This window comes from Achromobacter insolitus (assembly GCF_002209555.1).
Lineage (GTDB): Bacteria > Pseudomonadota > Gammaproteobacteria > Burkholderiales > Burkholderiaceae_B > Achromobacter > Achromobacter insolitus.
Window position 1 is genome coordinate 68,198 of sequence record NZ_NJIF01000012.1, and the last position, 23,185, is coordinate 91,382.

Genomic DNA, 23,185 nt, shown 5'->3' on the forward strand with positions numbered 1-23,185 from the left:
ACGCATGGATTCCCGTTCGGAAAATCAGAGGAGACCCGCATGTTCTACGATCCCGTCCCGAGGATTCAGGCCAGCGTATATGCCCGGCTGCCCGACGAGTTGAAGTGGCAAGGCCAGGACCTGAACGAGTGGGTCGCCGGCCAGCCGCAGGGCAATCCGCCGCGCTCGTTGCTGGAAGGGCCTTCCTTCGGGCCGGACGGCTTGCTGTATTGCGTGGACGTCATCAACGGCCGCATCTTGCGCGTCGATGCGCGCGGCGAGTTCGAGCCGCTGGCGCAGTACGACGGCTGGCCCAATGGCCTGAAGTTCCATCGCGACGGGCGCATTTTCATTGCCGACTACAAGCACGGCATCATGCAGTTCGACCTTGAACGCCGCGAGGTGCGGCCGGTGCTCGAGCGCTACAACATCGAGCGCTTCAAGGGAGTGAACGACCTGTTCTTCTCGCAGGCGGGCGATCTCTACTTCACCGACCAGGGCATGACCGGCTGGCAGGACCCGACCGGACGCCTGTTCCGCTTGCGCCCGGACGGACAGCTGGATTGCCTGCTTGATTGCATACCCAGTCCCAACGGCCTGGTCATGGACCTGGACGAGCACGCGCTGTATGTCGCCGCGACGCGGGCCAATGCGATCTGGAAGGTGCCGCTGCTGCGCAATGGTCAGGTCGGCAAGGTCGGGACCTTCATCCAGATGTCGGGAGGCGGCGGTCCGGACGGACTGGCGCTGGACGCGCGCGGAGGCCTGTGCATCGCCCACGTGGGCTTGGGCACGGTTTGGTGCATGGATGCGCTGGGCCAGCCGGCCCTGCGCATCCAGTCGCCGGAGGGGCTGCACACAACCAATGTGGCCTTTGGCGGGCCTGGCGGACGCACGCTCTACATCACCGAGTCCAGTTCGGCCTGCATCCTGCGCGTTGACCTGGACGTGGCGGGCAAGCCCATGTATCTGCCGGCGCCCGATGCGCAGGCTCTCTGAGTACCACATACCCCAACTACCAAAAGGACGGAACAGATGGATCAGGCAATTGTGCTGGGCGCGGGCACCATGGGGGCCGACGTTGCCGCCGGCTTTCATGCCGCCGGTTGGCGAGTGTGGCTGGTGGAGCCCGACGCGGCTGCGCGCGCGGCGGCGACGCGGCGCGTGAATGCGTCCAGCGAAATGATCGGCGGGCAGGCGGATGCCGGGCGCATCGTCACCAGCGCCACCATGGAGGAAATCGACTGGAGCGATACGCGCATTGTGGTCGAGTGCGTGCCGGAACTGCTGGAAACCAAGCGCGAGGTCTTCGCTCGCCTGGAACGGCTGGCGCCGGCTTCCATTCCCCTGACCAGCAATTCGTCGAGCTTTCCCATCAGTGCCATCGGCGAAGGTTTGCACACCCGCTCGCGCATGGTGGGCCTGCATTACTTCATGCCCGCCCATCTGGTGCCCGCCGTGGAGGTGATACGCGGCGAGGCGACCGATGAAGCCATGGCCCAGGAAGTCAGCCGCATCATGCGCGATACCGGCAAGAAGCCGGTGCAGGTCAAGCGAGATGTGCCGGGTTTCCTGGCCAACCGCATCCAGCATGCGCTGATGCGTGAAGCCATTGCGTTGGTGGAGGAGGGCTTCGCTTCGGCCGAGGACGTGGATACGGCCGTGCGCTATGGATTCGGATTCCGCTATATCGCGGCCGGTCCGCTGCTGCAGAAGGACCTGGCTGGCATCGACATCCATTGCGCGGCTGCCGCGACCATGTACCCGCACTTGCGCACGGACGACAGGCCCAGCCCGCTCATGCGCGAGCTGGTCGAGCAGGGCAACATCGGCGTCAAATCGCCTTCCCTTAGGGGCTTCTACCAGTGGACGCCGGACAGGGTCGCCAAGGAGCAGCGGCGCTACCAGGTCGCCTTGGGCAAGGCCATGCAGATCCTGAAGGATGAGGAAGCATTGGCCTGACGCAAGCGGCGGGGCTTCGAGCCTGCGGATGCTAGGGTTCTTTAGCCGCCGAGGCTGCCCTGCGCCATTCCGATGCTCGCCCCGGCGGGGCTGCGCTTCGTATGGCTCCGGGGTCCTCGGCTGGCAGTCGCCTGATGCATTGGTTTTCAGCCCCCGTTTATGGGCAGGTGTCGCGAGCCGGTGGCCGGGCGGAGGGGTCCGAAGCGCAGCCCCAATGGGGCGAGCATCGGAATCCCGCAGTCCGGCCGCTGGCGGCTCAAGAACCCTGCGTCACAAAACCCAAGTGCGGGTGGCAGGGCTTCGAGCTCGCGGATGTCAGGGTTCTTTAGCCGCCGAGGCTGCCCTGCGCCATTCCGATGCTCGCCCCGGCGGGGCTGCGCTTCGTATGGCTCCGGGGTCCTCGGCTGGCAGTCGCCTGATGCATAGGTTTTCAGCCCCCGTTCATGGGCAGGTGTCGCGAGCCGGTGGCCGGGCGGAGGGATCCGAAGCGCAGCCCCAATGGGGCGAGCATCGGAATCCCGCAGTCCGGACGCCGGCGGCTCAAGAACCGTGCTTCCCAAAATCGAAGTGCGGGTGGCAGGGCTTCGAGCCTGCGGATGCTAGGGTTCTTTAGTCGCCGAGGCTGCCCTGCGCCATTCCGATGCTCGCCCCGGCGGGGCTGTGCTTCGTATGGCTCCGGGGTCCTCGGCTGGCAGTCGCCTAATGCATTGGTTTTCAGCCCCCGTTCATGGGCAGGTGTCGCGAGCCGGTGGCCGGGCGGAGGGATCCGAAGCGCAGCCCCAATGGGGCGAGCATCGGAATCCCGCAGTCCAGCCGCTGGCGGCTCAAGAACCCTGCGTCACAACACCCAAGTGCAGTCCGGATTCTCCTCATCCAGACGGCCTAGGACTCTCAGGGATTTTTTTGACAGAACATAAATTTTTTTCTCTTTTCGCGGGCGAGAGTTTGCGAACATGCGTCTAGAGCTTTCAGGCCATAAGAACGCATCGGGAGACAAAAATGTTCTGTAAGAATGCCGCGCGCAAGCGCATACACATCGCGGCGGCTGCGTTTATCGCGGCCGCGGCGTTCACCGTTTCCGGCCATGCATCCGCGCAGGCTGCCGACACCTATCCCAGCAAGCCCATCCGCCTGATCATCCCGTACCCGCCCGGCGGCGCGACCGACGTCATCGGACGTATCGTAGGCCAGCGCCTGAGCGAGCAGATCGGCGGCCAGGTCGTGATCGAGAACCGGGGCGGCGCGGGCGGCAATATCGGCGCTGCCGAAGTGGCGCGCGCGCAGCCTGACGGGTACACCCTCCTGATGGGAGCGCTGACCTCGCACTCGGTCATGGCGACCCTGGAAAAGGACACCATTGCCTATGACCTGCGCAAAGACTTTGCGCCTGCCGGGGTAGTCGGTTTCGTCCCGCTGGTGGCGGTGGTCAATCCCAAGCTGCCGATCAAATCCTTGGCCGAGCTGGTGAGCTACGCAAAAGCCAATCCCGGAAAACTCAACTTCGCCTCATCGGGCGCCGGCGCTCCCCAGCGCATGGCCATGGAGCTGTTCAAGCAGATCGCGGGCGTCAACATTGTGCACGTGGCTTACCGCGGCAGCGGCCCGGCCATGACCGACCTGGTCGGTGGCCAGGTGGAGACGATGACGGAGACGGTCCCGGCCGCGATCTCCTTTATCAAGTCCGGCCAGCTGCGTCCGCTGGCCGTGTTGACGCCGCAACGCGTGTCGATGCTGCCGGACATCCCGACCGCAGAGGAGCAGGGCTTCAGCGGCTTCAACGTCAGTTCGCTCTTTGGCGTCATGGCGCCGGCGGGCACGCCGGCTCCCATTGTTGCCAAGATCAACAAAGCGCTGATGACTGCGCTGGCCAAGGACGATGCCAAGGCCCAGCTGCTGCAGCAAGGCGTCTACGCCGACGCGCTTGATGTCGATGCCTCCAAGGCGCGCCTGAACGCGGAAATCGAGCAGTGGGCCAAGGTCATCCGCGACGGTGGCATCACCGCAAACTAACTGGAAGCAGCTTGAACAAGATGAGCAAGAAAACCAACGGGGCGGCGCAGGACGAGGCTAGCGGCCTGCGTAAGGGCCTTACCAGCTACGGCGACAGCGGATTCTCGCTGTTCCTGAGAAAGGCCTTCATCAAGGGCGCGGGGTATACGGACGGGGCGCTGGATCGGCCCGTCATTGGCATCGCCAACACGGGCAGCGCCTACAACCCCTGCCATGGCAATGCGCCGCAGCTGCTGGAAGCGGTCAAGCGCGGCATCATGTTCGCCGGCGGGCTGCCGATGGACTTCCCGACCATCTCCATCCACGAGAGCTTCTCCTTTCCCACGAGCATGTACCTGCGCAACCTCATGTCCATGGACACCGAGGAACTGATACGCGCGCAGCCCATGGATGCGGTGGTGTTGATAGGCGGATGCGACAAGACCGTGCCCGCCCAGCTGATGGGCGCCGCCTCCGCGGACATTCCTGCGATCCAGCTGGTGACGGGATCGATGCTGACGGGTTCGCATCGCTCTGAACGAGTCGGCGCATGCACGGATTGCCGCAGGTACTGGGGCAAGTACCGGGCCGAGGAGATCGACGACCAGGAGATCGCCGACGTCAACAACCAGTTGGTGGCCAGCGTGGGCACCTGTTCGGTCATGGGTACCGCAAGCACCATGGCGTGCATCGCCGAAGCGCTGGGCATGACGGTGCCTGGCGGCGCCACGCCTCCCGCGGTCACGGCGGACCGAATGCGCATCGCCGAACTCACCGGCGCGCAGGCCGTCGAAATCGCGAGGCAACGCCTGCGCATCTCGAAGATCCTTACCGCGGATGCGTTCGAGAATGCGATGCGGGTGCTGTTGGCCATAGGCGGATCGACGAACGGCATCATCCACCTCACCGCCATCGCCGGGCGGTTGGGCCTGGACCTGGACCTCAAAGCGCTGGACCGCATGGGCCGCGAGACGCCAGTTCTGGTGGACTTGAAGCCGTCCGGCCAGCACTACATGGAGGACTTTCACAAGGCAGGCGGCATGGCCACGCTGCTGCGCGAGCTCAAGCCCTTGCTGAAGCTCGATGCGCTGACGGTGACCGGCAGGACGCTGGGTGAGGAGATCGAGCGCGCGGGACCGGGGTTCACGCAGAGCGTGGTCAAGACAAGGCAGGACCCGATCTATCCGCAGGGCGGTATCGCCGTGCTGTCGGGCAACTTGGCGCCCGAAGGCGCCATCATCAAGCAGTCGTCTGCCAATGCCGCGCTGATGGAACACGAAGGGCGCGCCGTGGTGTTCGAGAACGCCGAGGACCTGGCGACCCGTATCGACGCCGCGGACCTGGACGTCACGCCGCAGGACATACTGGTCCTGAAGAACATCGGACCGAAAGGAGCGCCCGGCATGCCGGAAGCGGGCTATATCCCTATCCCGAAGAAACTGGCGTCTCAGGGCGTGAAGGACATCATCCGGATATCGGACGGCCGCATGAGCGGCACCGCCTTCGGCACTATTGTGCTGCATGTCACACCGGAGGCCGCGATAGGCGGGCCGCTGGCCTATGTGCGCAACGGTGACCGCATACGGCTTAGCGTCAGCCAGCGGGAGATTTCCCTGTTGATCCCGGAAGAAGAGCTGGACCGCCGCCGCCGCGAGCAGCCCGTCACGCCTCCCACGGCCGAGCGCGGCTACAAAAAGCTCTTCCTGGATACGGTGACCCAGGCCGACAAGGGCGTCGATTTTGATTTCCTGCGCGGCGTGCCAGCCAAACCGAAGTAGGGCTACTCCTTTGCCTCGCGTTCTTCCAAGCCCCCGAAAATGGCGCGGGCGTCCTGGGAAATCGACGCGGCCATCTTGGCGTGATGGCCGCGGGTGTTCCAGATCAGGCCGTTCCTGCGCACGGGGGCGCGGTTGGGCAGGGGGATGCGCGCCACATCCAGCGACTTCCACATGGAGGACCAGTCCGGAATCAGCGCGACGCCCAGGCCTTCGTGCACCAGGGCGACGATGGCAAGCAGGCCGTCGATCTCCAGGCGCTGTTTCGGCCAGATCTGGTGATCGCGCAGATAGCGGTCCGCCAGCTGGCCGCCATAGATGTTCCGGTCATAGCGTATGAAGGGTTGGGTCGACAACAGGGTGTGTGCGTCCTGTCCGGCAAGATGGGATGGGGCCACGACGACCAGCGGCTCTTCCATGAACGGCTGCCAGAGACAGCTTTTAGGCACGGAGAACTGGGGCTCCACCACGATCGCCGCATCGAGTTCTCCGTTGACCACCTTGCCGCACAGGTCGATGGAGCCGCCCGGCGTGACGAACACCGATGCATCCGGATGCCGGCGGTACAGGGACTTGAGGATGGGGGGCAGCACATTCGTGAGCGCCGAGACGAAGCAACCGATGCGGAACTCGCCGGGCTGGTCCCCATCGATGGCCATGGCGCGCAAGTCACGGATGTTCCGGATGGCCGCCTTGGTGCCTTCGAGAATCCGCATGCCGCTTTCGGTTGGCCTGACCGAGCGGCCCGATCGCTTGACCAGCGCTACGCCCAGGTCCATCTCCAGCGCCTTGATGCGGGCGGCAATGGCGGCCGAGGTCAGGTCGAGCTTGCGCGCCGCTTCGGCGAACGAACCGGCTTCGACGACCGCGACGAAGCTTTGCATGCACTTTATGTCCATGATGCGCTGGGCTCTCGCCCTGGAAGGAGAAACTTCAGATTGAAGATCGCACGAACCGCTACGAGCCCGGCCGCGAAAGCTGCAGGCTTGTCGCGCCAATTTCCCCTATGTTAAAGCGTCGAGGTTGAAACCCATGATGGCCCCTGAACTGGCTGCAGCGCGCCAGGAACCAGAAAAATCCCCTGTGGACGGAAGCAGCGTGTTTCCCCCACTGCTTAAGGTAGGGGTATTCCCCGAGGCAGTGGAAGCCCGCTTCCGTTCGGTGTTCGCGATGATCGACGAGGAGGCGCTCGAGCAGGACCCGGCGCTGGCGGCGCTGATAGGCGGCATTGTTACGCGTTCGAACTACCGGATTACCGCCGAGCTGATGGACCGTTTGCCGCGGTTGCGCATTATCACGACCAACGGGGTCGGCTACGACGGGATTGCGCTGGAGCATGCGCGGCAGAGGGGAATTGCCGTGACCAATACGCCGGACGTGCTGAACAAGGCCGTGGCCGAACTCGCGGTGGGAATGTTGCTTGCGCTGTTGCGCAGGGTGCCCGCGGCCGACATTTACGTGCGCAGCGGCGCTTGGGAGCGATCGCCATTTCCGTTGGGGGCAAGCCTCGCCGGCAAGAAGGTAGGCATCGTTGGCTTGGGGCGCATCGGTAAGGAGATCGTCCAGCGGCTCGTGCCGTTTGAAGTGGACGTCAGCTACTTTGGACGTGCGCGCCAGGAAGTGCCATGGCGGCACTTCGATTCCCTGCCTGCCATGGCTGGCCACGTCGACGTGCTGATCCTGTCGTGCCCGGGCGGAGCGGCCACGCGGCATATCGTGGATGCGGAGGTATTGCGCGCGTTGGGGCCGAATGGCGTCGTCGTCAACGTCGCCCGCGGTTCGGTCATCAACGAGGCAGACCTGTGCCAGGCGTTGGCCAGTGGCACCATCCAGGGCGCCGCGCTCGATGTGTTCGAGAGCGAACCGCTGGGCGAGAGCCCGTTGCGGTCCCTGCCCAACGTGGTGCTGGCGCCCCACATCGGCAGCGCCACGCACGAAACGCGCCGCCAGATGGCCGAACTGGCGATCCGGAATCTTGTGTCGTTCTTCACGACGGGACGGGCGATCACTCCGGTGGTGTAGCTGCGCCTGTTGCGGTTGCGCGCCTAGAGCCACACGGTCGCGACCAGCGCGGCACAGCCTGCCGTCGCCGTGGCGGCCATGATGCAGGCCATGTGCAAGGCGATCTTGCGTTCCCGGCGACCGACGTTGGGATTGCCGTGATTGGCGGACTGCAGTTGTTCCCAGGTCGACGCGGCGCCGGCTTCCCGGCTTTGCAGGGCGGAGGCGGCGTTTGCCGTGGAGCGGGAAATGTTGGTGAGCCGCAGTGCCGGATAGGCCAGCAGCAGGCCGGCCAGGAACAGGGCGCATGCGCTGATCGCGCCCGCCGTGAACGCGGAGCTGTCCCGCGCGGCAAACAGGATGATGGCCGCGGCAAGGCCGACGAAATTCAAGCCGGCCAACGCCTTCAGTGCCTGCACTCCCCAGGGACCCGTGGCTTCCTCGGTGAAGTCGCCGACGGAGCGCCAGTAAGCGGCGTCATTGGAGGCGGCCTGGAAAAAGAAGGCGAGATCTCTTTGCAATGCATCGCCTTGCCTGTTGCCGGGGCTCGTGTCCCGGTGCCACTGGATGGCGAACTTTTTGCTTCGATCGGCGTCCGCGTGATGCGCGCGTGCCCAGTCTTGCGCCAGGCGTACCGCCTCGTCGACGGTAAGTACCCCCGCGGGCCTTGCACTGTCTTTCATTTTCATCGTCCCCATATATGGGATATTGTACTGGGCCAGCGTGGGGGGCTGCGTTGATGCAAGACAGGAGGGCCGCGCGCCGCGGAGATCAAGGCAGGGCGTCGCCCGGGCGTGGGGCAGGCCGGGAAAAACGCACTTCGAGCAGACTGTTGCTGCGCAGTTTGATGGTGACGTCCGTTCGCCGCCTGCCCAGAGTCTATGCCAAATCCTCCCGCTGTTACGGTCCCGATTGGTCGTGTCTGTGTCTGGCGGGCGGGGCGCCAGCCGCACACACTTCCCAGGTCGCCGCGCAGTCCGCGCGGCTTGAGAGGACGTCCCATGCGCTACCGTTATGTCACCGCCGATGTGTTCACCAGCCAAGCATACGGCGGCAATCCGCTGGCAGTGGTGTTCGACGCTCAGGGGCTGAGCGCGCTGCAGATGCAGCGCATCGCGCGCGAATTCAACTATTCCGAAACCAGCTTTGTGCTGCCGCCGCGGGACCCGGCCCACACGGCCTGGGTGCGCATCTTCACGCCCGACCGCGAGGTGCCGTTCGCGGGGCATCCGAATGTGGGCACGGCCGTGGTGCTGGCGCGGGAAATGACGGCTTCGGCCTTGACCGTGCCGGATGCCTTTGTGTTCGAGGAGGAAGCGGGACTGGTGCGCATTGCGTTGCGCAAGGGCGCCAGGGGCGTGGACGCCGCGGAACTGCTCGCGCCGCAACCCTTGTCGCTCGCCAGCGAGGCGCCGGCCGCCGCGGTGGCGCGGGCCTTGAGCCTGGTACCCGCGGACATCGATAGCTCCGCGCATGCGCCCCAGGTGGCGTCGGTCGGCCTGATCTTCCTGGTGGTGCAGTTGGCCAGCCGCGACGCCTTGCGCCGGGCCGTGCCCGACCCGGCGGGCTATGCGGCCCTGCTGCCGCTGGACGGCGCGAAGTCCATCTATGCCTATGCCACCGATACTCGCCCGGGCGGGGCGGATGTGCAGGCCCGCATGTTCACCGGACGCATGACGGAAGACCCCGCGACCGGCAGCGCGACGGCGGCCATGACGGCATTGCGCGCTGCCCTGCGCGGAGAGGGCGCGCTGCGCCTGCGGGTGGAGCAGGGCGTGGACATGGGGCGCGCCAGCGTGCTGCTGGCCCACGCCGAACCGCGCACCGACGGCGTGTGGGCAGGCGTGGCGGGCGAGGCCGTGGTGGTCATGGAAGGCACGCTGGGGGCGCCTGATGTGTCTTGAGCCTGGCGGCTCCGCGGGGCCTCGTGTATGCTTGACCGCATGAGCGTACCGCATTGCGCGCCGATTTTCGGTGCAAACCATCGACGAATCACTCGACGTCCAAGTTGAGTGGCTAGTCACGTCCGGGCGCCGAATCATCGGCGCCATCCTTTGAAAGCCACGATACCTCTCGTGGCTTTTCTGTTTCCGGCTGGTCCCGCTATCGAGGCGTATCGCAAGGCTTTCGTTGCCATCATTGAAGGAACGAAGCATGAGTGCGCAAGACCTCGCCATCCGGCCCTACCATTCGACCGACGAAGCCGCGATCATCCAACTGTGGCATGACTGCGGCCTGACCCGTCCGTGGAACGATCCGCGCAAGGACATTGCGCGCAAGCTCGCGGTGCAATCGGATCTTTTCCTGGTGGGGGAGGCGGAAGGCGCGATCGTCGGAACGCTGATGGGCGGCTATGACGGCCATCGTGCCTGGATCAATTACCTGGCGGTATCGCCTGCCCATCAGCGCCGTGGTTACGCGACCGCGCTGATGCTTGCGGTGGAGCGCAAGCTGCTGGAAATGGGCTGCCCGAAGATCAATCTGCTGATACGGTCGGGCAATGTCGCCGTCAAGGATTTCTATGCGACGCTGGGCTTTCAGCAGGACGAGGTCATCAGCCTGGGCAAGCGCCTGATTCCGGATCTTTGAAGAGACCCGGAACGGGCGCTTGCCGCGCGTCTCAGATCGCCACGGTCAGGTAGACCGCTTCGCGGCCCACGATGGGCATGCGCGTGGGCATGAAGATGGTGCAGTCGTCGCAGGGCGAACGGATTTCCTCTGCGCCGTTCATGGCGATCAGTTCGCCCTTTGCGAACGTTTCGAAGCCGATGACCGGACGGGTGAAGGCGAAGTTCTCGGACTTCACCATGTGCACTTCAAGCAGGCGATAGCGCTGCGGCACGGGCGGGGGCGGCGTTTCGGCGGAAGCATCGATCAGGCCCAGGTGCGCCAGGAAGCGCAGCGTGACGTCCGTCGCCAGGGCGGCGGCGGACTGCGCGAAATGCTGGCCGCATTCGACCACCAGCGAGCCGCCGCTATCGGAGTCCGGGTCGCCGTGGCGGCCGTAGCCCATTACGCCCGTGCCAGGAAACAGGTCGGGCGGCATTACCAGGTGCACCTGCGGCGCGCCGACGGCGCTGGCCAGCGCCGTGTTGCGGTCCATTTCCGTGTAGACCCAGAAGGGTTGCACGGGGGCGCGCGTGGAGTGGATATCCAGCACGAAGTCGGCGGCATCGAGCACCGGACGCAGTTCGCGGGCGCGGCGCAGTTCGGGGCTGTCTTCCGGACCGTCCAGCATGGCGGCCGACCAGATGCGGTTCAGGTTGTGGACGAGCTGGCGGTTTTCGTAGGGGTTCTCGATGTCGAAGGCTTCATAGGCCTCGACATGGGCGAAGCTGACGGTCAGCGTGCCGATCTTGGGCCGCACGCCCGTGTCCAGCAGATGGGTGGCGGCCACCATGCCACAGATCTCGTTGCCGTGCGTGATGGCGTTGATCAGCACGTGCGGGCCGGGGCGGCCCGATTCGAAACGATGCACATACGGAATGCCGACATTGCCCTTGCGGTAGGCCGCAAGATCGCGCGGCAAGACTTCGAGTGGAGCGGTGTCGGGTTCGAAAGCGGGATTTTTCATGGGAGTCGGGCCTATTCAGGACGGATGCCGGCGCGGTCGATAAGGTCTTTGTACAACGCCAGGCGTTCGGACATCATGGAGGTGAACTGTTGAGGCGTCTGATCTTCGGGCGGCAGCGCGCCGGCCTTTTCCAGGGATTGCGGCATGCCGTCCTCCTTGGCGGCGGTGCGCACGGCGGCCAGCAGTTTCTGAACGATGTCGTCAGGCGTGCCGGCGGGCGCGGCCAGGCCGATCCACGACATGGAGTTGAGCACGGGATAGCCCAGTTCTTCGAAGGTCGGCACATCGGGCAGCGAATCCAGCCGCTTGGGAGCGGCGACCGCCAAGGCGCGCATCTTGCCGACCTGGATGTGGGGCAGGAAGGGCGCGAGGTTGTCCAGGGCGAACTGCGCCTGGTCGGAGAGCAGGGCATTGATAAGGGGGGCGCCGCCTCGGTAGGGCACGTGCACCGCCTGCACTTGCAGGGTGTTCTTGAACAGCTCGGCGTTGAGTTGTCCCATGCTGCCGATCCCCGCGGTGGCGTAATGCAGCTGATCGGGACGCGCTTTCAGCAGGGCGACGAACTCCGCGAGGTTGCGGGCGGGCACGGCGGCGTTGGTCACCAGCACGTTCGGCGTGCGCGACAGCTGCGAAATCGAGACGAAATCCTTGATCGGGTCGTAGCCGATATCTCCGCGCATCAATGGGTTGGCCAGATGCGAGCTTTGCGATGATGCAACCAGCGTGTAGCCGTCAGGCGTGGCACGCGCGACCCGCTTGCTGCCGATGGCGCCGCCCGCTCCATCGCGGTTTTCGATAATGACGCTGGTGCCCAGCGCCTTGCCCAGGGCGTCCGCATACAGCCGGCCGATCAGGTCGACAGAGCCGCCCGCCGGAAAAGGAACGACCAGCGTGATGGGGCGCGACGGATAGGCATTGGCGCGCGCGGCCAACGGCAGCAAGGCGGCGCCCAGGCCGGCCAGGACCAGGCTGCGGCGGGCCAAGGACGGCCCCTGCGGGTGATGCTTCATGGAATTCTCTTGTGGTGACTGCGGGTTTGGTCTAATTTGCAATAGAAATTGCAGGCTGCAATATAAGATGCAATGAGTGTTGTGAAATTTGGGGTTATCACCTAGGACCTTCCAAGAATGAACCTGCACCAACGAATTGCCGGCTATGGCCGCAAGCTCAGCAAGACCGAACAGGTGCTGGTTGAGGAAATGCAGGCGCGCTATCCGCAAAGCTTGCTGGAATCGGCAACGGCATTGGCCAGTCTGGTCGGCACCAGCGCGTCCACCGTGGTGCGATTGCTGGCCAAGCTGGGCTACGAAAGCTATGCGCAGGCGCAGATGGAGGCGCGCGCGGAAGTGACGGCGCGCCTGGCCTCGCCTGGCGAGCGCGCGGACGTGGTCGGCAGCGACAAGCCGTCGCCGCGCGCTTGCCTGCACAACGCCTTGCTGCATGATCAGCACAACCTGAAAGAGACGTACGCGTCCATCGACGTGGCCGCCTTCGAAGCGGCAGTGCGGCTGCTGACGCAACGCAGGGGGCGGGTGCATGTGCTGGGGCTGCGCCAGGCAGCGCCGTTGGCGAGCCATGTGGCGCTTTACCTGAACCTGTGCCTGCCATCGGTGAAACCCATGGTGGCCGCCGGCCCGCTGTTCCTGGAAGACCAGTTGCTCTGGATCGATGAGGCCGACGTGCTGCTGGCCTTCACGTTCCGACGCTATTCAGTTGCTGCGGCCAATGCGGTCAAATACTTCCGGCAGCGCGGCGGCAAGGTAATCCTGATCACCGATTCGGCATCGGCCCCCGCCGCGGCCTCTGCGCACCACGTGCTCATTGCGCGCAGTTCCAGCGCGTCGCCTTTCGATTCCTACACGGCGGCTTTCTCGGTATGCAATGCCCTGCTCGCAGCGGTAGCGCAGCGCAGCAAACAGGCCTTGGGCGCGGCGCTCGAGCGCGGCGAGGGCTTATGGGACGCGCAATGGATACGTCCGCCCGGCGCTCAATAGGGGAGTGGCGGCGCGCGGCCACGCTTTGCGCGCCAGTGGCAATCGACCCGGAAATGGGGCGATTCGAGGCCGTTTCCGCACGCTGCAAGATGCTTGCGCACTAGCTGCTCTAGTACGTCATAACTCCTTGAAAACATTGCTTTTCAAGCCGAATTATTTTTGGCATATTGCGGCCGGGCGAACTTCTTTCAGGAGCGAGGCATGGGCGCGTGGCCACAGCGTCATATCGATGGATTCGAGGTGGAATGCCAGGTCATCCGGCTGGATACCGGCGTGTTGGCTATCGAGGTTGCGGTGTGCCGCAGGACGGAGGGCGTTTTCGAGCGGCGCTGGTCGCTGCCGCGCTTCGTGACTTTCGACGACCCAGGCACAGCAAGACGCCATGCGGAACTGGTGCTGTCGGGCATCGTGTCGGTGGATGAGTCCACGGGCGAACCCCGTTACGGCATCCTGTAGGGGCGCTATCGAAGGGCGGGAACCCGCGGCGCAGGCAGGTTTTGTTTCTTTTCGCACAATCGTGTGCCTTGCGCGGGCGCATTTGCCCGGTACAGTGGTACAGGGTGACAACAAAAAGGAGAGTTCCATGTTTGATACTTTTCCTGTCTTGCGTCGCGCTGGCTTGGCCGCCGCGGCGATCGGCGTAGCCGGTCTGATGTTTACGGGCTGCACCACCACCAGTCCCAAATCCTCGGCCACCGCAACCGAGCAGCGCCAGTCATTGAACAGCGCGGCCGATGCCACGTTGGGCAAGCTTTACCAGGCATCGCCCCAGTCCAAGGAATTGGTCGCGCGCGCCAAGGGCGTGCTGATATTCCCAGACGTGCTGAGCGGCAGTTTCATCATCGGGGCGGAGCACGGCAAGGGCGTGTTGCGCGTGGGCGGTGCCAACGCCGGCTACTACAGCACCACGGCGGGCTCGGTCGGCTTCCAGGCCGGTGCCCAATCGAAGGCGATGGTGTTGCTGTTCATGACCGATGAAGCGTTGGCCAAGTTCCGCAATAGCAGTGGCTGGACCGTGGGTGCCGACGCTACGGTGGCGGTCGTCAATATTGGTGCGAACGGCCGGATCGATACGAATACGGCTCAACAGCCCATCGTCGGTTTCGTGATGAACAACGGCGGCCTGATGGCGGGCGTGTCCTTGGCTGGTACCAAGATCTCCAAGCTGGACCTGTAAGCCTTCTGGCAAAACAAAACGCCGCGGATGAGTCCTCCGCGGCGTTTTGCATTGGCTGGCCGCCGCAAGGGGCGGCCGGGCGTCAGCCCATGACGGAGTCGCCGTTGCTGCGCACCGCGCGCTCGCGCTGCATTTCGGCGGCTTCGATTGCCGGGTCCAGGCCGCGCCAGCGTTTGATGCGGCCACGATCCTGCTCGGGCTCCCAGCCGAGCATGCCGTAGCGTGTGATTTCGGTTTCACCGGTCTCGAATTCCACTTCGAAATAGCCCTGACGATCGGGTAGCGTGCCGCCGGGGAACCAGTCGGTTTCAGGCATGGTGTTCTCCTTGCTAGGCGATGGGAGGGACGCCGGCGCGGGCGCACGGCCCGCGTGGCGCTTTCATTGTGGAGGGGCGCGGAGGATCCCGCAAGTTTGCCGCGACGCGCCTTACGCGAGCGGGACGGCGGTGGTGTAGAGCACCTGCTTCAAGGCAAAGCTGGAGCGGATGCTGGCCACGCCCGGGATGCGGGTGATGTGTTCGACGATCAGTCGTTCCAGCGCATCGACGTCGGGCACCAGGGCGCGTATCAGATAGTCGGCGTCGCCCGACATCAGGTAGCACTCCATGATTTCCGGCAGGACGGCGATCTCGCGTTCGAATACGTCCAGCGCCGCCTTGCGCTGCTTGTCCAGCGAAATCTGGATGAACACATTGACCTTCAGGCCAAGCTTGCGGGCGTTCAGCAGCGTGACGCGGCGGTCGATCAGGCCTTCGGTCTCAAGGCGGCGCACGCGGGCCAGGCAGGGCGAGGCGGACAGATTTACGCGCGCCGCGAGCTCGACATTGGTCAGCCGCGCATCGCGCTGGAGTTCGTTGAGGATACGGATGTCAGTGGCATCCAGGTTGATTTCCGGCATAAGTCACCTAGCTATCGTCATTCGGCCATTCAAGTGTGCCGAGTATGACGGGAAATTCGCGTGAATGCAGTGAAAGATGCTGGGGTTTACCCTATAGACTATTCCATCATTTGGCGATTTCGCTAAAACACGGAATATTCAAGCGGTAGATTGGCAGTAATGAGTCAGCAGAGCACGTTGGGCAGGTTTTTGCCGCTGGTCGGCGCGGTAGCCATCTGGGGCGGGAACTGGCCCATCATGAAGTTGGGGCTGGCGCACATGAGCCCGCTCTGGCTGGCCGCCAGCCGCTTCGGATCGGCCGCGTTGATCAGCGTGCTGGTGCTGGGCATGCTGGGCCGCCTGCGCCTGCCCACGCGGCAGGAGCTTCCGTTGGTGGCGGGCGTGGCGTTGCTGCAGATGGGTGCTTTTACCGCGCTGGCCCTGTGGGCGCTGCAGTACGTGGCGCCCGGACGCGCATCGGTGATCGCCTACGCCACGTCCATCTGGGTCATCCCGCTGTCGTCGCTGGTCCTGAAGGAACGCCTCTCGATGGCGCAATGGCTGGCGACGGCGTTGAGCTACGCCGGCATCGGCGTCATCGTCGCGCCGGCGTTCAGCCCCTGGCAGACGCACACGGTGATAGGACTGGCCATGCTGCTGGGCGCCTCCTTCGCATGGGCGTGCAACATCATCCAGTTGCGCGGCAACCGGCATATCCGGCTGGGGGCGGACATGATTCCCTGGCAGACCGCCATCGCTGCGATACCGTTGGCCGCATTGGCGTGGGCGCGTGACGGTGCGCCGGCCTTTCTCGCGGAGCCACAGGCCTGGCCGGTGATCCTGTACACCGGCCCGCTGGCCACCGCACTGACTTTCATCGTGGTGCTGGGCATGACGCAGAAAATGCCGCCGGTCGCGACTTCGATCGCCATGCTCTGCGTGCCGGTGATCGGTTTGATCGTTTCGTCGCTGGTTTTCCAGGAACGCATTTCGGCTGATCTCGCGCTGGGCCTGGCGCTTATCGCCGCCAGCGTGGCGGCGTCCGCGGCAGCGACACGCATGAAGCGTCCGCTCGCGCTGCGCCCTTCGTAGGCCGCGACTCGCGTACATCTCCGAGAGAAGCGCCGGCGCGTTCTAGAATGTCGTGCGCCGGGACCGGTTCCGGCTTCTCTTGCGGATGCGCGGCGGAAATGGATTCCTTATATGTGCTGGTCGCGGCGGGCGCCATGGCCGCAGGTTTCGTGCAGGGCCTGTCGGGTTTCGGCTTCGGCATGGTCGCCATGTCCTTCTGGGCCTGGACGATAGATCCGAAGCTTGCCGCCGCGATGGTGGTGTTCGGCTCGCTGACCGGCCAGTTGCTGGCCGCGTTTACGGTGCGCCGCGGCTTCACGGTGGCGCATCTGCTGCCGTTCGTTGCAGGCGGATTGCTGGGCATTCCGGTGGGCGTCAAGCTGCTGCCGTATCTGGACCCGCTGATGTTCAAGGCGCTGGTCGGCGGCCTGTTGGCGATCTGGTGCCCCATCATGTTGTTCGCGACACGCCTGCCTCCCATTACCGCCGGCGGACGGTTCGCGGATGGCGTGGTGGGCGCGATGGGCGGCGTCATGGGCGGCATAGGCGGATTCACGGGCGTTATCCCGACCTTGTGGTGCACCTTGCGCCGCTTCGACCGTGACGTGCAGCGCGCGGTGATCCAGAACTTCAACTTGTCGATGCTGGTCGTGACGATGGCGAGCTATGTCTACACCGGCGTGGTCACGCGCGACATGTTGCCGCTGTTTGGAGTGATCGTGCCCGCGATGCTGGTGCCGACCTTGTGGGGCACGCGCGTCTATGTGGGCATCAGCGATGCCGCGTTCCGCCGCATTGTGCTGGGTTTGCTTACGGTGTCGGGCGTGGCGTTGCTGGCCTCGTCGCTGCCCAGGCTGCTCACCTAGGGCGAGCCTGGCGGCGTGCTATCGTAGGGAATTCAAGAGAGAGTTACCGCATGGCATTGCACCGTTTCGAGAAAGGCGAGTTGGGCCATTGGCTGCGCATCGTGGCAGACAACTGCGAGCCCGGCGCTGCCCAGACTGAAGTGCCCGCGCACGTTGCGCAGGCGCTGGAGACGCTGCGTTGCATTCAAGCCGGCGCCGACGGCCGCTGGCTCATCACCGACAAGGGCAAGCTCGCGCTGCGCATGGAAGAGCCCGGCGCGATCCACTTGAGGTAGTCCTGCGCAGGCGCGGCACCGCGAATTTCGATGAGGCGGGTCACAGTCGCAGCGCAGGACATCATTCCGCGTTTTGCCGCGTCTTGAGCGTTTGCTGCGGCAATTCCTGCACAATTTGCGAATGTTTTCGCAGTATTTCGCAGCTTCGCGACTATTCGGGCCGTGCTACGGGAATTTCCTGAGACGGAATGCGCGATTTGGCTGCTTTTCGTCGTATCGCGGGCACCGAGTCGCCAGTAAGATGAACTTGCGTGACGTTTACGGGTCTATTCATTTGCGCGGGGATTCTGCCCCCGCAACGTCACGCGTGGTTCACGCGTTTAAGTAACCGACTGGGAGGTAGCACATGCAGCATCGTGACCAGGAAGTTCTGATCGACGTTTCCACAGCGGCCATGGATACCGGCGGATATGGCGTATTGCTGACGGTTACGGCCGAGGGCGGCACCGAAGTGGATGCCGCGTTTTCCCACTTGGGCAACTGCGCTTCGTTGGACGAAGCACGCGATCGCGCGGAAGTATTCGCGCAGAACTGGGTAGAGGAAAACATCTTCCGATAGGGCGCTTCGCCCTGGACGGAGCTGATTGGCGGGACCGGTCTGTGTGAGCATGACGCTTTGGAGAATACTCAACGGTTTGCGGCGAAAATTTCGGTTATCGTTGCTGCTCCAAAATCTGGGGCCCTTATTGGGTATGCGCCGTTCCAAGATGACTGCCGCACAGACCAACTCTTCACTTGCGGAGCACATCCGCGCACTACGCGACCATTTTGATTCCGTTGTCCTGCCTCTTTGGATGGGGCCGGGCTTCAATGGCGCGCTGGGTCTGCCTTTTGAATCGCTGGATGCGGCCACCGGCGCTGCGCTGCCGGCGCAGCGTTATCGCGCCATGGCTTGCGCGCGCCAGCTCTACATTTTTTCTGAGGCGCCGGGCGCGGCCGCCGGCGCGCATGCCGATCTGTTGTTCGAATCGCTGCGCCGTGTATTCCGTGACGACGTAAACGGCGGTTGGCGCTACAGCGTGGACGCCCAGGCGCGTCCGCTGGACGAAACCCAGGACCTGTATACCCACGCATTCATCGTGCTGGCATGCGCCGCGTATTTCCGCCGCAGCCGCAACGCAGATGCGCGCAAGCTCATGCTGGCCACTTCGTCGGTCATCGAGGCGCGTTTCAAGACCGCCGATTCGCTGTATCACGCGGCGTTGAGCGCCGACCTGAACCAGCCCCTGCGCGCGCCCGCGCAGAATCCGATGATGCACCTGACCGAGGCGTATCTGGCCGCCGCACATGTGGCGGAGCCCACGCTGTATGCGCAGCGTCTGCGTGGCCTGGCGCAAGGCATCAGCCATTTCTTCGTGCACGCGGCCTCGCAGTGCATTTCGGAAGAGCGGCAGGGCACCGCAGGCAACCGGCTGGAACCCGGCCACCAGTTCGAGTGGTTGTCGCTGGTGCACGGTTCGGCCGAGGTGTTCGAAGGCCTGGATCTGGCGGAATCGCTGCCGCGCGCGGTGCGTTGGTCGCGCCGTTTGGGGGTGGACGAGGGCGGGGTGGTGGCAGCGCTGGATGAATCCGGGGCCGTCATCGACGACACGCGCAGGATCTGGGCCCAGACCGAGTATCTGCGGGTGCTCGGGGTGCTGGGAGACCTGCCCGCCCTGGAGGCGGGCCTGGCCATGTTCCGGACGCGTTTCCTGCACGCCGGAGGCTGGCATGAATGCCTGGATGCGGAGGGGACGGTGGTGCGCGCGGACATGCCCTCGACCTCGCCCTACCACTTGGCTACCTGCCTGGCCGCCATGCCGACCGTTGTTTAATTGTGGCGTTAACAATTATTTTTGGATTTATCGACATAGATTGATAGAAAAGTATTGGTGAAATCCCTTACAATTTAGTAACTATGTTTGTAGGGAAGCACCAATGAGCGTTATGTGCCTGGCTTGCCAACGCATTAACCCAGGGCTTGCGGGCGTTGCGCCGCATGCCCATCTGGGACATCAAGGATTTACCAACCCGACGCAGAAAGGCCGGGAAGAAAGCCGCGAAGACCACTTCCGTTGCCTGAACTGCGGGGCGAAGTGGCTGCGCGAGACCGACAAGTGGGGCGTGGACCTGGGGTTCAAGCTCGCGCCTTGAGCATTCCGTCCCCTCATGTGAGCGGGCTCCTGTACAGGAGCCCGTTTTCGTTTTGTAGCAGTTGCCGCCCGCTTCGCGAAACGACTTGTATCGACCGGGGCCGACTCAGTCCGGGCTTGCGGCCAGCACGTCGGGATCCTGGCCGGCGGTCTCCAGCAGCCATTGGCGGAAACAGGCGAGCGCATAGTGATCGCGGCGCTGCGCCGGCGCGCACAGGTGGTAGCCCCGGGCGATGCGTACGGGCAGTTCGGGAAAAGGGGCGGCCACGCGCCCCGACTGCAGATCGTCGCGGACCAGGCAGCGCTGCAGGACGGCGATGCCCATGTCGGTCATGACCGCGCGTACCAGGATGGAAACCTGGTCGAAGCCGTTGGCCAGCTGCACCTTGGCGCGCGGCACGCCGGCGGCGGCCAGCCATTGCGTCCAGTTGTCCACGCCGTTGGAGTGGTAGAGCAGCGGCTCCCCCAGCAAGCCCGCGGGGGTGTCCCAGAGCCCTTGCGCGCGCCGTGCCGCCAGCCTTGCAGGGTGGCAGATGACAACCATCTCGCGGCCGATCACATAGTCCACCTGCCAGCCAGGCCATTGCTCGGGCAATCCGGACAGGATGCTGGCATCGGGCGTTTCGCCCGAGAAGTCTTCATTGCGGCGGTAGGCCGCGAAGCCTAGCTGGATGTCCGGATGGCGCGCGTGGAAGTCGGGCAGGCGGGGCACCAGCCAGGCGCTGGCCAGCGTCGGGACCGTGGACAGCGTGAGGCGCTGGCGGCGGTTGCCGGCTCGCAAGCCGGCGCTGAGCGTCTCGATCTCCTGCAGGGGATTTTGCGTGCCGTCGTACAGGCGGCGGCCGGTTTCGGTGAGCGTGAGGCCGTGGGCGTTGCGGTGCATCAGCGGTTGGCCGAAATGCGCTTCCAGGCGTGAAATCGCCCGGCTGACGGCGCCCTGGGTCACGCACAAGGTTTCGGCGGCCCGGGTGAAGCTGCCCAGGCGCGCCGCCGTCACGAAGGCGTGCAGTTCGGACATGGATGGCGAGTGCAGGCGCATTGCGTGTCTAGGGCCCTAGCATGACCAATGGTAATGAAGCCGTGCAATATAGTCGTTTGAAAGGGGACCGTAAAGTTCGGACACTGGCGGCCTTGTCGATTGACCTTCAACTTTCGGAGTCATCCCCATGTCTCGCCGCCTTCTGGGCCGGTCCGCGCGCGTCGCGCTTGCCGGCATGTTCGCCACGCTGACCTTCGCCGGCATCGCCCAAGCCGCCGACTATCCTGCCCGCCCCATCAAGCTGGTGGTGCCGTTCGCCGCCGGCGGTTCGACCGACATCGTGGCGCGCCTCGTGGCCGAGTACGCCGGCCGCGACCTGAAGCAGACCATCGTGGTCGAGAACAAGGCCGGCGCCGGCGGTTCGCTGGGCATGGAGCAGGTGGCGCGCGCGACGCCTGACGGCTACACGATCGGCATGGCCACGATGAGCACGCACGGCTCGAACCCGGCCGTCTTCCGCAAGATGAACTACGACCCGGTGAAGGATTTCGTGCCGGTGGCCAATGTGGTGGCAGTGCCCAGCATTTTCGCGATCAACCCGAATATCCCGGCCAAGAACATGGCCGAGTTCGTGGCCCTGGCCAAGCAGCAACCTGAGCGTTACAGCTTTGCGTCGCCGGGCGTGGGTTCGCTGGGCCATGTGAATATCGAGAACTTCATGATGTTGTCGGGCATCAAGCTGCTGCACGTGCCCTACCGCGGCGCGGGCCCGGCGCTCAATGATGTCATGGGCGGCCAGGTGGACGCGATCACCGACAACCTGTCTTCGACCTTGCCTCAGGTGCAGGGCGGCAAGCTGCGCGCGCTGGCCGTGCTGGGCGCCGAGCGCTCGCCGCTGTTGCCCGACGTGCCTACCTACATCGAACTGGGCTATGCCGACATGGGCACGGGCGGCTGGTTTGGCCTGGTGGCGCCCGCCGGCACGCCGCCGGCCGTGATCGAGCGCCTGAACAAGGCGGTGCGCGCTGCGCAGGACGACCCGGAGTTCCGCAAGAAGGCCGAGGACGTGGGTGGTACGCTGGTGCGCACGACGCCCCAGGAATTCCAGGTGCAGATCGAGCAGGCCCTGGCCCGTTACGCCAAGGTCGCCAAGACTGCGAACATTCAGGCTGATTGACGATGACCCACGCCGACTTCGACGCTGTTTCCGTACACGAGCCCACGGGCCCGGCCTTGCCGCTGGTATGCGATTCGCCGCATAGCGGCGAGCGCTATCCTGATGATTTTGGGGCTGTGGCTACCCTGGCGCAGCTGCGCCAAGGCGAGGACACGCATGTGGACGCGTTGTGGTCGGCGGCGCCTGCCTTGGGCGCAACGCTGATCGCCGCGAACTTTCCGCGGGTCTACATCGATCCCAACCGCACGCTGCAAGACCTCGATCCGGAGCTGCTGGCGCAGCCCTGGCCTGAACCGCTGGATCCGGGTGAGAAGACCCGCCTGGGCAAAGGCTTGATCTGGCGCAGGATGGACAAGTCCACGCCGATCTATGATCGCAAGCTGACGTTGGCTGAAGTGCGGCATCGCATCCAGGCGTATTACGAGCCTTATCACGCTGCCTTGTCGCAGGCGATCCAGCAGGTGCGGCAGCGTTTTGGCGCGGTCTGGCACCTGAATCTGCACTCCATGCCCAACGACGCCTACGAGCGTCTGGGCCGCACGAGCGAGCATCCGTTGGCGGACTTCGTGTTGGGCGACCGCGACGGCTCGACCTGCGAGCCGGAGTTCATCGCCCTCATCGAAGCGGCGCTGCGCGACAAGGGCTATACCGTCGCGCGCAACGACCCTTACAAGGGCGTGCAACTGATTGCGCAGATCGGGCAGCCGGCCTTGAACCGCCACAGTCTGCAGGTGGAAATCCGCCGTCCGCTGTACATGGATGAGGTGACGCGCGAGCGCAATTCGGGCTTCGCGCCGCTGCAGGCCGACCTGTCCGATGTGCTGGGGCAGGTGGCGGCCTACGTGCGCACGCGCCAGGCGGCGCTGGCTTAAGTTTCCCTGCGGCGGGCCGTAGTCGGTAACAACGATCCGCGCCTTTCTGGGCGCGGCCACACGGAACCGCCATGGCTGAGAAGATCATCAACGGATTTTCGGTGCTCGCGTATGCGACCCAACCCGAGGGGCGCGTGCCGCCGCGCGCTTTCATCGAAACGCGGCGGCTGCCAAAAAAACAGACGCAGGCAGAGCTGGACGCGCAGGCCGCCGACCAGGCGGATGTGCCAGAGCAGATCGACGACGATAAGCCGGACCACCTGGCCTTCGAAATCTTCATCAGCCGGCGTTTCCGCAGCACGGTGGAGGCGATGTCGGCCGCGCGCAACGCGCTGGACCGCATCAAGCAGGTCGACGAAGAAGGCGTTCCGGACTACCTGCCCGAATAGCACGACCCTTCGGCGGCGGTGCGCCGCCCATATTGTTATCCCGACTTTGTATTTGTCGAACCCCTGAGCGCAGGCCGATGATGCCGCATGGCAATC

Annotated in this window: 26 protein-coding genes; 19 read left to right on the top strand and 7 right to left on the bottom strand. The window is 64.6% G+C overall.

The features are described from left to right. Nucleotides 1-39 precede the first annotated feature (39 nt). The 4 genes from CEY08_RS26525 (at nucleotide 40) to CEY08_RS26540 (ending at nucleotide 5,708) form a co-directional block, all read left to right on the top strand. Nucleotides 40-978, top strand: a complete 939-nt coding sequence (locus CEY08_RS26525; protein ID WP_042792977.1) for an SMP-30/gluconolactonase/LRE family protein — start codon at nucleotides 40-42, stop codon at nucleotides 976-978. A gap of 36 nt (nucleotides 979-1,014) precedes the next feature. Further along, entirely contained in the window at nucleotides 1,015-1,941 is a 927-nt protein-coding gene (locus tag CEY08_RS26530; RefSeq protein WP_076812483.1) for a 3-hydroxyacyl-CoA dehydrogenase family protein, read from the top strand. A gap of 999 nt (nucleotides 1,942-2,940) precedes the next feature. Next, a complete protein-coding gene (locus CEY08_RS26535; protein ID WP_063959510.1) occupies nucleotides 2,941-3,951 on the top strand; it encodes a Bug family tripartite tricarboxylate transporter substrate binding protein in 1,011 nt (336 codons plus the stop codon). A gap of 20 nt (nucleotides 3,952-3,971) precedes the next feature. Then, the gene (locus CEY08_RS26540) at nucleotides 3,972-5,708 is read left to right on the top strand and encodes an IlvD/Edd family dehydratase (protein ID WP_042796928.1); all 1,737 of its coding nucleotides are present in this window, start codon (nucleotides 3,972-3,974) and stop codon (nucleotides 5,706-5,708) included. Nucleotides 5,709-5,710: 2 nt separating this feature from the next. On the opposite strand, the gene CEY08_RS26545 is transcribed toward CEY08_RS26540, so the two are convergent. Next, nucleotides 5,711-6,604, bottom strand: a complete 894-nt coding sequence (locus CEY08_RS26545) for a LysR family transcriptional regulator (RefSeq protein ID WP_063640463.1) — start codon at nucleotides 6,602-6,604, stop codon at nucleotides 5,711-5,713. A 199-nt stretch (nucleotides 6,605-6,803) separates the two neighbouring features. Between CEY08_RS26545 and CEY08_RS26550 the strand changes: the two genes are divergently transcribed. Continuing rightward, nucleotides 6,804-7,727 (top strand): 2-hydroxyacid dehydrogenase, encoded by a 924-nt coding sequence (locus tag CEY08_RS26550; protein WP_076817594.1) that lies wholly within the window; start codon nucleotides 6,804-6,806, stop codon nucleotides 7,725-7,727. Between the two features lie 23 nt (nucleotides 7,728-7,750). On the opposite strand, the gene CEY08_RS26555 is transcribed toward CEY08_RS26550, so the two are convergent. Then, nucleotides 7,751-8,227 (bottom strand): hypothetical protein, encoded by a 477-nt coding sequence (locus CEY08_RS26555; RefSeq protein WP_063640461.1) that lies wholly within the window; start codon nucleotides 8,225-8,227, stop codon nucleotides 7,751-7,753. 480 nt (nucleotides 8,228-8,707) lie between these two features. Here CEY08_RS26555 and CEY08_RS26560 point away from each other — a divergent pair, with 480 nt between their 5' ends. Both CEY08_RS26560 and CEY08_RS26565 read left to right on the top strand, forming a co-directional pair. Then, the gene (locus tag CEY08_RS26560; RefSeq protein ID WP_076812486.1) at nucleotides 8,708-9,610 is read left to right on the top strand and encodes a PhzF family phenazine biosynthesis protein; all 903 of its coding nucleotides are present in this window, start codon (nucleotides 8,708-8,710) and stop codon (nucleotides 9,608-9,610) included. Nucleotides 9,611-9,860: 250 nt separating this feature from the next. Then, nucleotides 9,861-10,295, top strand: a complete 435-nt coding sequence (locus CEY08_RS26565; protein WP_042792982.1) for a GNAT family acetyltransferase — start codon at nucleotides 9,861-9,863, stop codon at nucleotides 10,293-10,295. A 31-nt stretch (nucleotides 10,296-10,326) separates the two neighbouring features. On the opposite strand, the gene CEY08_RS26570 is transcribed toward CEY08_RS26565, so the two are convergent. Both CEY08_RS26570 and CEY08_RS26575 read right to left on the bottom strand, forming a co-directional pair. Continuing rightward, nucleotides 10,327-11,280 carry a M14 family metallopeptidase gene (locus CEY08_RS26570; RefSeq protein ID WP_042792983.1) on the bottom strand — a complete coding sequence of 318 codons (954 nt, stop codon included), beginning with the start codon at nucleotides 11,278-11,280 and terminating at the stop codon, nucleotides 10,327-10,329. Between the two features lie 11 nt (nucleotides 11,281-11,291). Further along, on the bottom strand, nucleotides 11,292-12,290 hold the full coding sequence (locus tag CEY08_RS26575; protein WP_042792984.1) for a Bug family tripartite tricarboxylate transporter substrate binding protein: 999 nt from the start codon (nucleotides 12,288-12,290) through the stop codon (nucleotides 11,292-11,294). A gap of 117 nt (nucleotides 12,291-12,407) precedes the next feature. On the opposite strand from CEY08_RS26575, the gene CEY08_RS26580 reads away from it, so the two are divergent. The 3 genes from CEY08_RS26580 (at nucleotide 12,408) to CEY08_RS26590 (ending at nucleotide 14,451) form a co-directional block, all read left to right on the top strand. Further along, nucleotides 12,408-13,274, top strand: a complete 867-nt coding sequence (locus tag CEY08_RS26580; RefSeq protein ID WP_076812491.1) for a MurR/RpiR family transcriptional regulator — start codon at nucleotides 12,408-12,410, stop codon at nucleotides 13,272-13,274. A 201-nt stretch (nucleotides 13,275-13,475) separates the two neighbouring features. Further along, nucleotides 13,476-13,730, top strand: coding sequence for a hypothetical protein (locus CEY08_RS26585; RefSeq protein ID WP_042792986.1), 255 nt, complete (start codon nucleotides 13,476-13,478; stop codon nucleotides 13,728-13,730). Nucleotides 13,731-13,857: 127 nt separating this feature from the next. Beyond that, the gene (locus CEY08_RS26590; RefSeq protein ID WP_076812494.1) at nucleotides 13,858-14,451 is read left to right on the top strand and encodes a BPSL1445 family SYLF domain-containing lipoprotein; all 594 of its coding nucleotides are present in this window, start codon (nucleotides 13,858-13,860) and stop codon (nucleotides 14,449-14,451) included. A gap of 82 nt (nucleotides 14,452-14,533) precedes the next feature. On the opposite strand, the gene CEY08_RS26595 is transcribed toward CEY08_RS26590, so the two are convergent. Together CEY08_RS26595 and CEY08_RS26600 are read right to left on the bottom strand one after the other, a co-directional pair. Beyond that, nucleotides 14,534-14,767: a hypothetical protein gene (locus tag CEY08_RS26595; RefSeq protein WP_042792988.1), complete on the bottom strand. Its 234-nt coding sequence runs from the start codon at nucleotides 14,765-14,767 to the stop codon at nucleotides 14,534-14,536. Between the two features lie 111 nt (nucleotides 14,768-14,878). Next, nucleotides 14,879-15,349, bottom strand: coding sequence for an Lrp/AsnC family transcriptional regulator (locus CEY08_RS26600; RefSeq protein ID WP_006226939.1), 471 nt, complete (start codon nucleotides 15,347-15,349; stop codon nucleotides 14,879-14,881). 159 nt (nucleotides 15,350-15,508) lie between these two features. Between CEY08_RS26600 and CEY08_RS26605 the strand changes: the two genes are divergently transcribed. The 6 genes from CEY08_RS26605 (at nucleotide 15,509) to CEY08_RS26630 (ending at nucleotide 19,673) form a co-directional block, all read left to right on the top strand. Further along, the gene (locus CEY08_RS26605; protein ID WP_076812498.1) at nucleotides 15,509-16,420 is read left to right on the top strand and encodes a DMT family transporter; all 912 of its coding nucleotides are present in this window, start codon (nucleotides 15,509-15,511) and stop codon (nucleotides 16,418-16,420) included. 98 nt (nucleotides 16,421-16,518) lie between these two features. Next, the gene (locus CEY08_RS26610; protein WP_042792990.1) at nucleotides 16,519-17,265 is read left to right on the top strand and encodes a sulfite exporter TauE/SafE family protein; all 747 of its coding nucleotides are present in this window, start codon (nucleotides 16,519-16,521) and stop codon (nucleotides 17,263-17,265) included. 50 nt (nucleotides 17,266-17,315) lie between these two features. Further along, complete coding sequence (locus CEY08_RS26615; protein ID WP_042792992.1) at nucleotides 17,316-17,540, top strand: hypothetical protein; 225 nt, start codon at nucleotides 17,316-17,318, stop codon at nucleotides 17,538-17,540. A gap of 346 nt (nucleotides 17,541-17,886) precedes the next feature. Further along, the gene (locus CEY08_RS26620; protein WP_008159938.1) at nucleotides 17,887-18,099 is read left to right on the top strand and encodes a hypothetical protein; all 213 of its coding nucleotides are present in this window, start codon (nucleotides 17,887-17,889) and stop codon (nucleotides 18,097-18,099) included. 148 nt (nucleotides 18,100-18,247) lie between these two features. Beyond that, nucleotides 18,248-19,354 carry an AGE family epimerase/isomerase gene (locus tag CEY08_RS26625; protein WP_076817596.1) on the top strand — a complete coding sequence of 369 codons (1,107 nt, stop codon included), beginning with the start codon at nucleotides 18,248-18,250 and terminating at the stop codon, nucleotides 19,352-19,354. A gap of 103 nt (nucleotides 19,355-19,457) precedes the next feature. Then, complete coding sequence (locus tag CEY08_RS26630; RefSeq protein WP_042792993.1) at nucleotides 19,458-19,673, top strand: hypothetical protein; 216 nt, start codon at nucleotides 19,458-19,460, stop codon at nucleotides 19,671-19,673. Between the two features lie 105 nt (nucleotides 19,674-19,778). Here CEY08_RS26630 and CEY08_RS26635 read toward each other — a convergent pair whose 3' ends face one another. Then, nucleotides 19,779-20,711 carry a LysR substrate-binding domain-containing protein gene (locus CEY08_RS26635; protein ID WP_076812501.1) on the bottom strand — a complete coding sequence of 311 codons (933 nt, stop codon included), beginning with the start codon at nucleotides 20,709-20,711 and terminating at the stop codon, nucleotides 19,779-19,781. Nucleotides 20,712-20,838: 127 nt separating this feature from the next. Between CEY08_RS26635 and CEY08_RS26640 the strand changes: the two genes are divergently transcribed. From CEY08_RS26640 to CEY08_RS26650, 3 genes are all read left to right on the top strand, one after another. Beyond that, nucleotides 20,839-21,828 carry a Bug family tripartite tricarboxylate transporter substrate binding protein gene (locus tag CEY08_RS26640; RefSeq protein ID WP_042792994.1) on the top strand — a complete coding sequence of 330 codons (990 nt, stop codon included), beginning with the start codon at nucleotides 20,839-20,841 and terminating at the stop codon, nucleotides 21,826-21,828. A gap of 2 nt (nucleotides 21,829-21,830) precedes the next feature. Continuing rightward, nucleotides 21,831-22,700: an N-formylglutamate amidohydrolase gene (locus CEY08_RS26645; protein ID WP_042792995.1), complete on the top strand. Its 870-nt coding sequence runs from the start codon at nucleotides 21,831-21,833 to the stop codon at nucleotides 22,698-22,700. 71 nt (nucleotides 22,701-22,771) lie between these two features. Next, a complete protein-coding gene (locus CEY08_RS26650; protein ID WP_042792996.1) occupies nucleotides 22,772-23,089 on the top strand; it encodes a hypothetical protein in 318 nt (105 codons plus the stop codon). Nucleotides 23,090-23,185 lie beyond the last annotated feature (96 nt).

Bases quoted from the DNA above. Each gene is read 5' to 3' on its own strand.
- CEY08_RS26525 (WP_042792977.1), top strand. From the start codon at position 40: ATGTTCTACGATCCCGTCCCGAGGATTCAGGCCAGCGTATATGCCCGG.
- CEY08_RS26530 (WP_076812483.1), top strand. From the start codon at position 1,015: ATGGATCAGGCAATTGTGCTGGGCGCGGGCACCATGGGGGCCGACGTT.
- CEY08_RS26535 (WP_063959510.1), top strand. From the start codon at position 2,941: ATGTTCTGTAAGAATGCCGCGCGCAAGCGCATACACATCGCGGCGGCT.
- CEY08_RS26540 (WP_042796928.1), top strand. From the start codon at position 3,972: ATGAGCAAGAAAACCAACGGGGCGGCGCAGGACGAGGCTAGCGGCCTG.
- CEY08_RS26545 (WP_063640463.1), bottom strand. From the start codon at position 6,604: ATGGACATAAAGTGCATGCAAAGCTTCGTCGCGGTCGTCGAAGCCGGT.
- CEY08_RS26560 (WP_076812486.1), top strand. From the start codon at position 8,708: ATGCGCTACCGTTATGTCACCGCCGATGTGTTCACCAGCCAAGCATAC.
- CEY08_RS26565 (WP_042792982.1), top strand. From the start codon at position 9,861: ATGAGTGCGCAAGACCTCGCCATCCGGCCCTACCATTCGACCGACGAA.
- CEY08_RS26570 (WP_042792983.1), bottom strand. From the start codon at position 11,280: ATGAAAAATCCCGCTTTCGAACCCGACACCGCTCCACTCGAAGTCTTG.
- CEY08_RS26575 (WP_042792984.1), bottom strand. From the start codon at position 12,290: ATGAAGCATCACCCGCAGGGGCCGTCCTTGGCCCGCCGCAGCCTGGTC.
- CEY08_RS26580 (WP_076812491.1), top strand. From the start codon at position 12,408: ATGAACCTGCACCAACGAATTGCCGGCTATGGCCGCAAGCTCAGCAAG.
- CEY08_RS26585 (WP_042792986.1), top strand. From the start codon at position 13,476: ATGGGCGCGTGGCCACAGCGTCATATCGATGGATTCGAGGTGGAATGC.
- CEY08_RS26590 (WP_076812494.1), top strand. From the start codon at position 13,858: ATGTTTGATACTTTTCCTGTCTTGCGTCGCGCTGGCTTGGCCGCCGCG.
- CEY08_RS26595 (WP_042792988.1), bottom strand. From the start codon at position 14,767: ATGCCTGAAACCGACTGGTTCCCCGGCGGCACGCTACCCGATCGTCAG.
- CEY08_RS26600 (WP_006226939.1), bottom strand. From the start codon at position 15,349: ATGCCGGAAATCAACCTGGATGCCACTGACATCCGTATCCTCAACGAA.
- CEY08_RS26605 (WP_076812498.1), top strand. From the start codon at position 15,509: ATGAGTCAGCAGAGCACGTTGGGCAGGTTTTTGCCGCTGGTCGGCGCG.
- CEY08_RS26610 (WP_042792990.1), top strand. From the start codon at position 16,519: ATGGATTCCTTATATGTGCTGGTCGCGGCGGGCGCCATGGCCGCAGGT.
- CEY08_RS26615 (WP_042792992.1), top strand. From the start codon at position 17,316: ATGGCATTGCACCGTTTCGAGAAAGGCGAGTTGGGCCATTGGCTGCGC.
- CEY08_RS26620 (WP_008159938.1), top strand. From the start codon at position 17,887: ATGCAGCATCGTGACCAGGAAGTTCTGATCGACGTTTCCACAGCGGCC.
- CEY08_RS26625 (WP_076817596.1), top strand. From the start codon at position 18,248: ATGACTGCCGCACAGACCAACTCTTCACTTGCGGAGCACATCCGCGCA.
- CEY08_RS26630 (WP_042792993.1), top strand. From the start codon at position 19,458: ATGAGCGTTATGTGCCTGGCTTGCCAACGCATTAACCCAGGGCTTGCG.
- CEY08_RS26635 (WP_076812501.1), bottom strand. From the start codon at position 20,711: ATGCGCCTGCACTCGCCATCCATGTCCGAACTGCACGCCTTCGTGACG.
- CEY08_RS26640 (WP_042792994.1), top strand. From the start codon at position 20,839: ATGTCTCGCCGCCTTCTGGGCCGGTCCGCGCGCGTCGCGCTTGCCGGC.
- CEY08_RS26645 (WP_042792995.1), top strand. From the start codon at position 21,831: ATGACCCACGCCGACTTCGACGCTGTTTCCGTACACGAGCCCACGGGC.
- CEY08_RS26650 (WP_042792996.1), top strand. From the start codon at position 22,772: ATGGCTGAGAAGATCATCAACGGATTTTCGGTGCTCGCGTATGCGACC.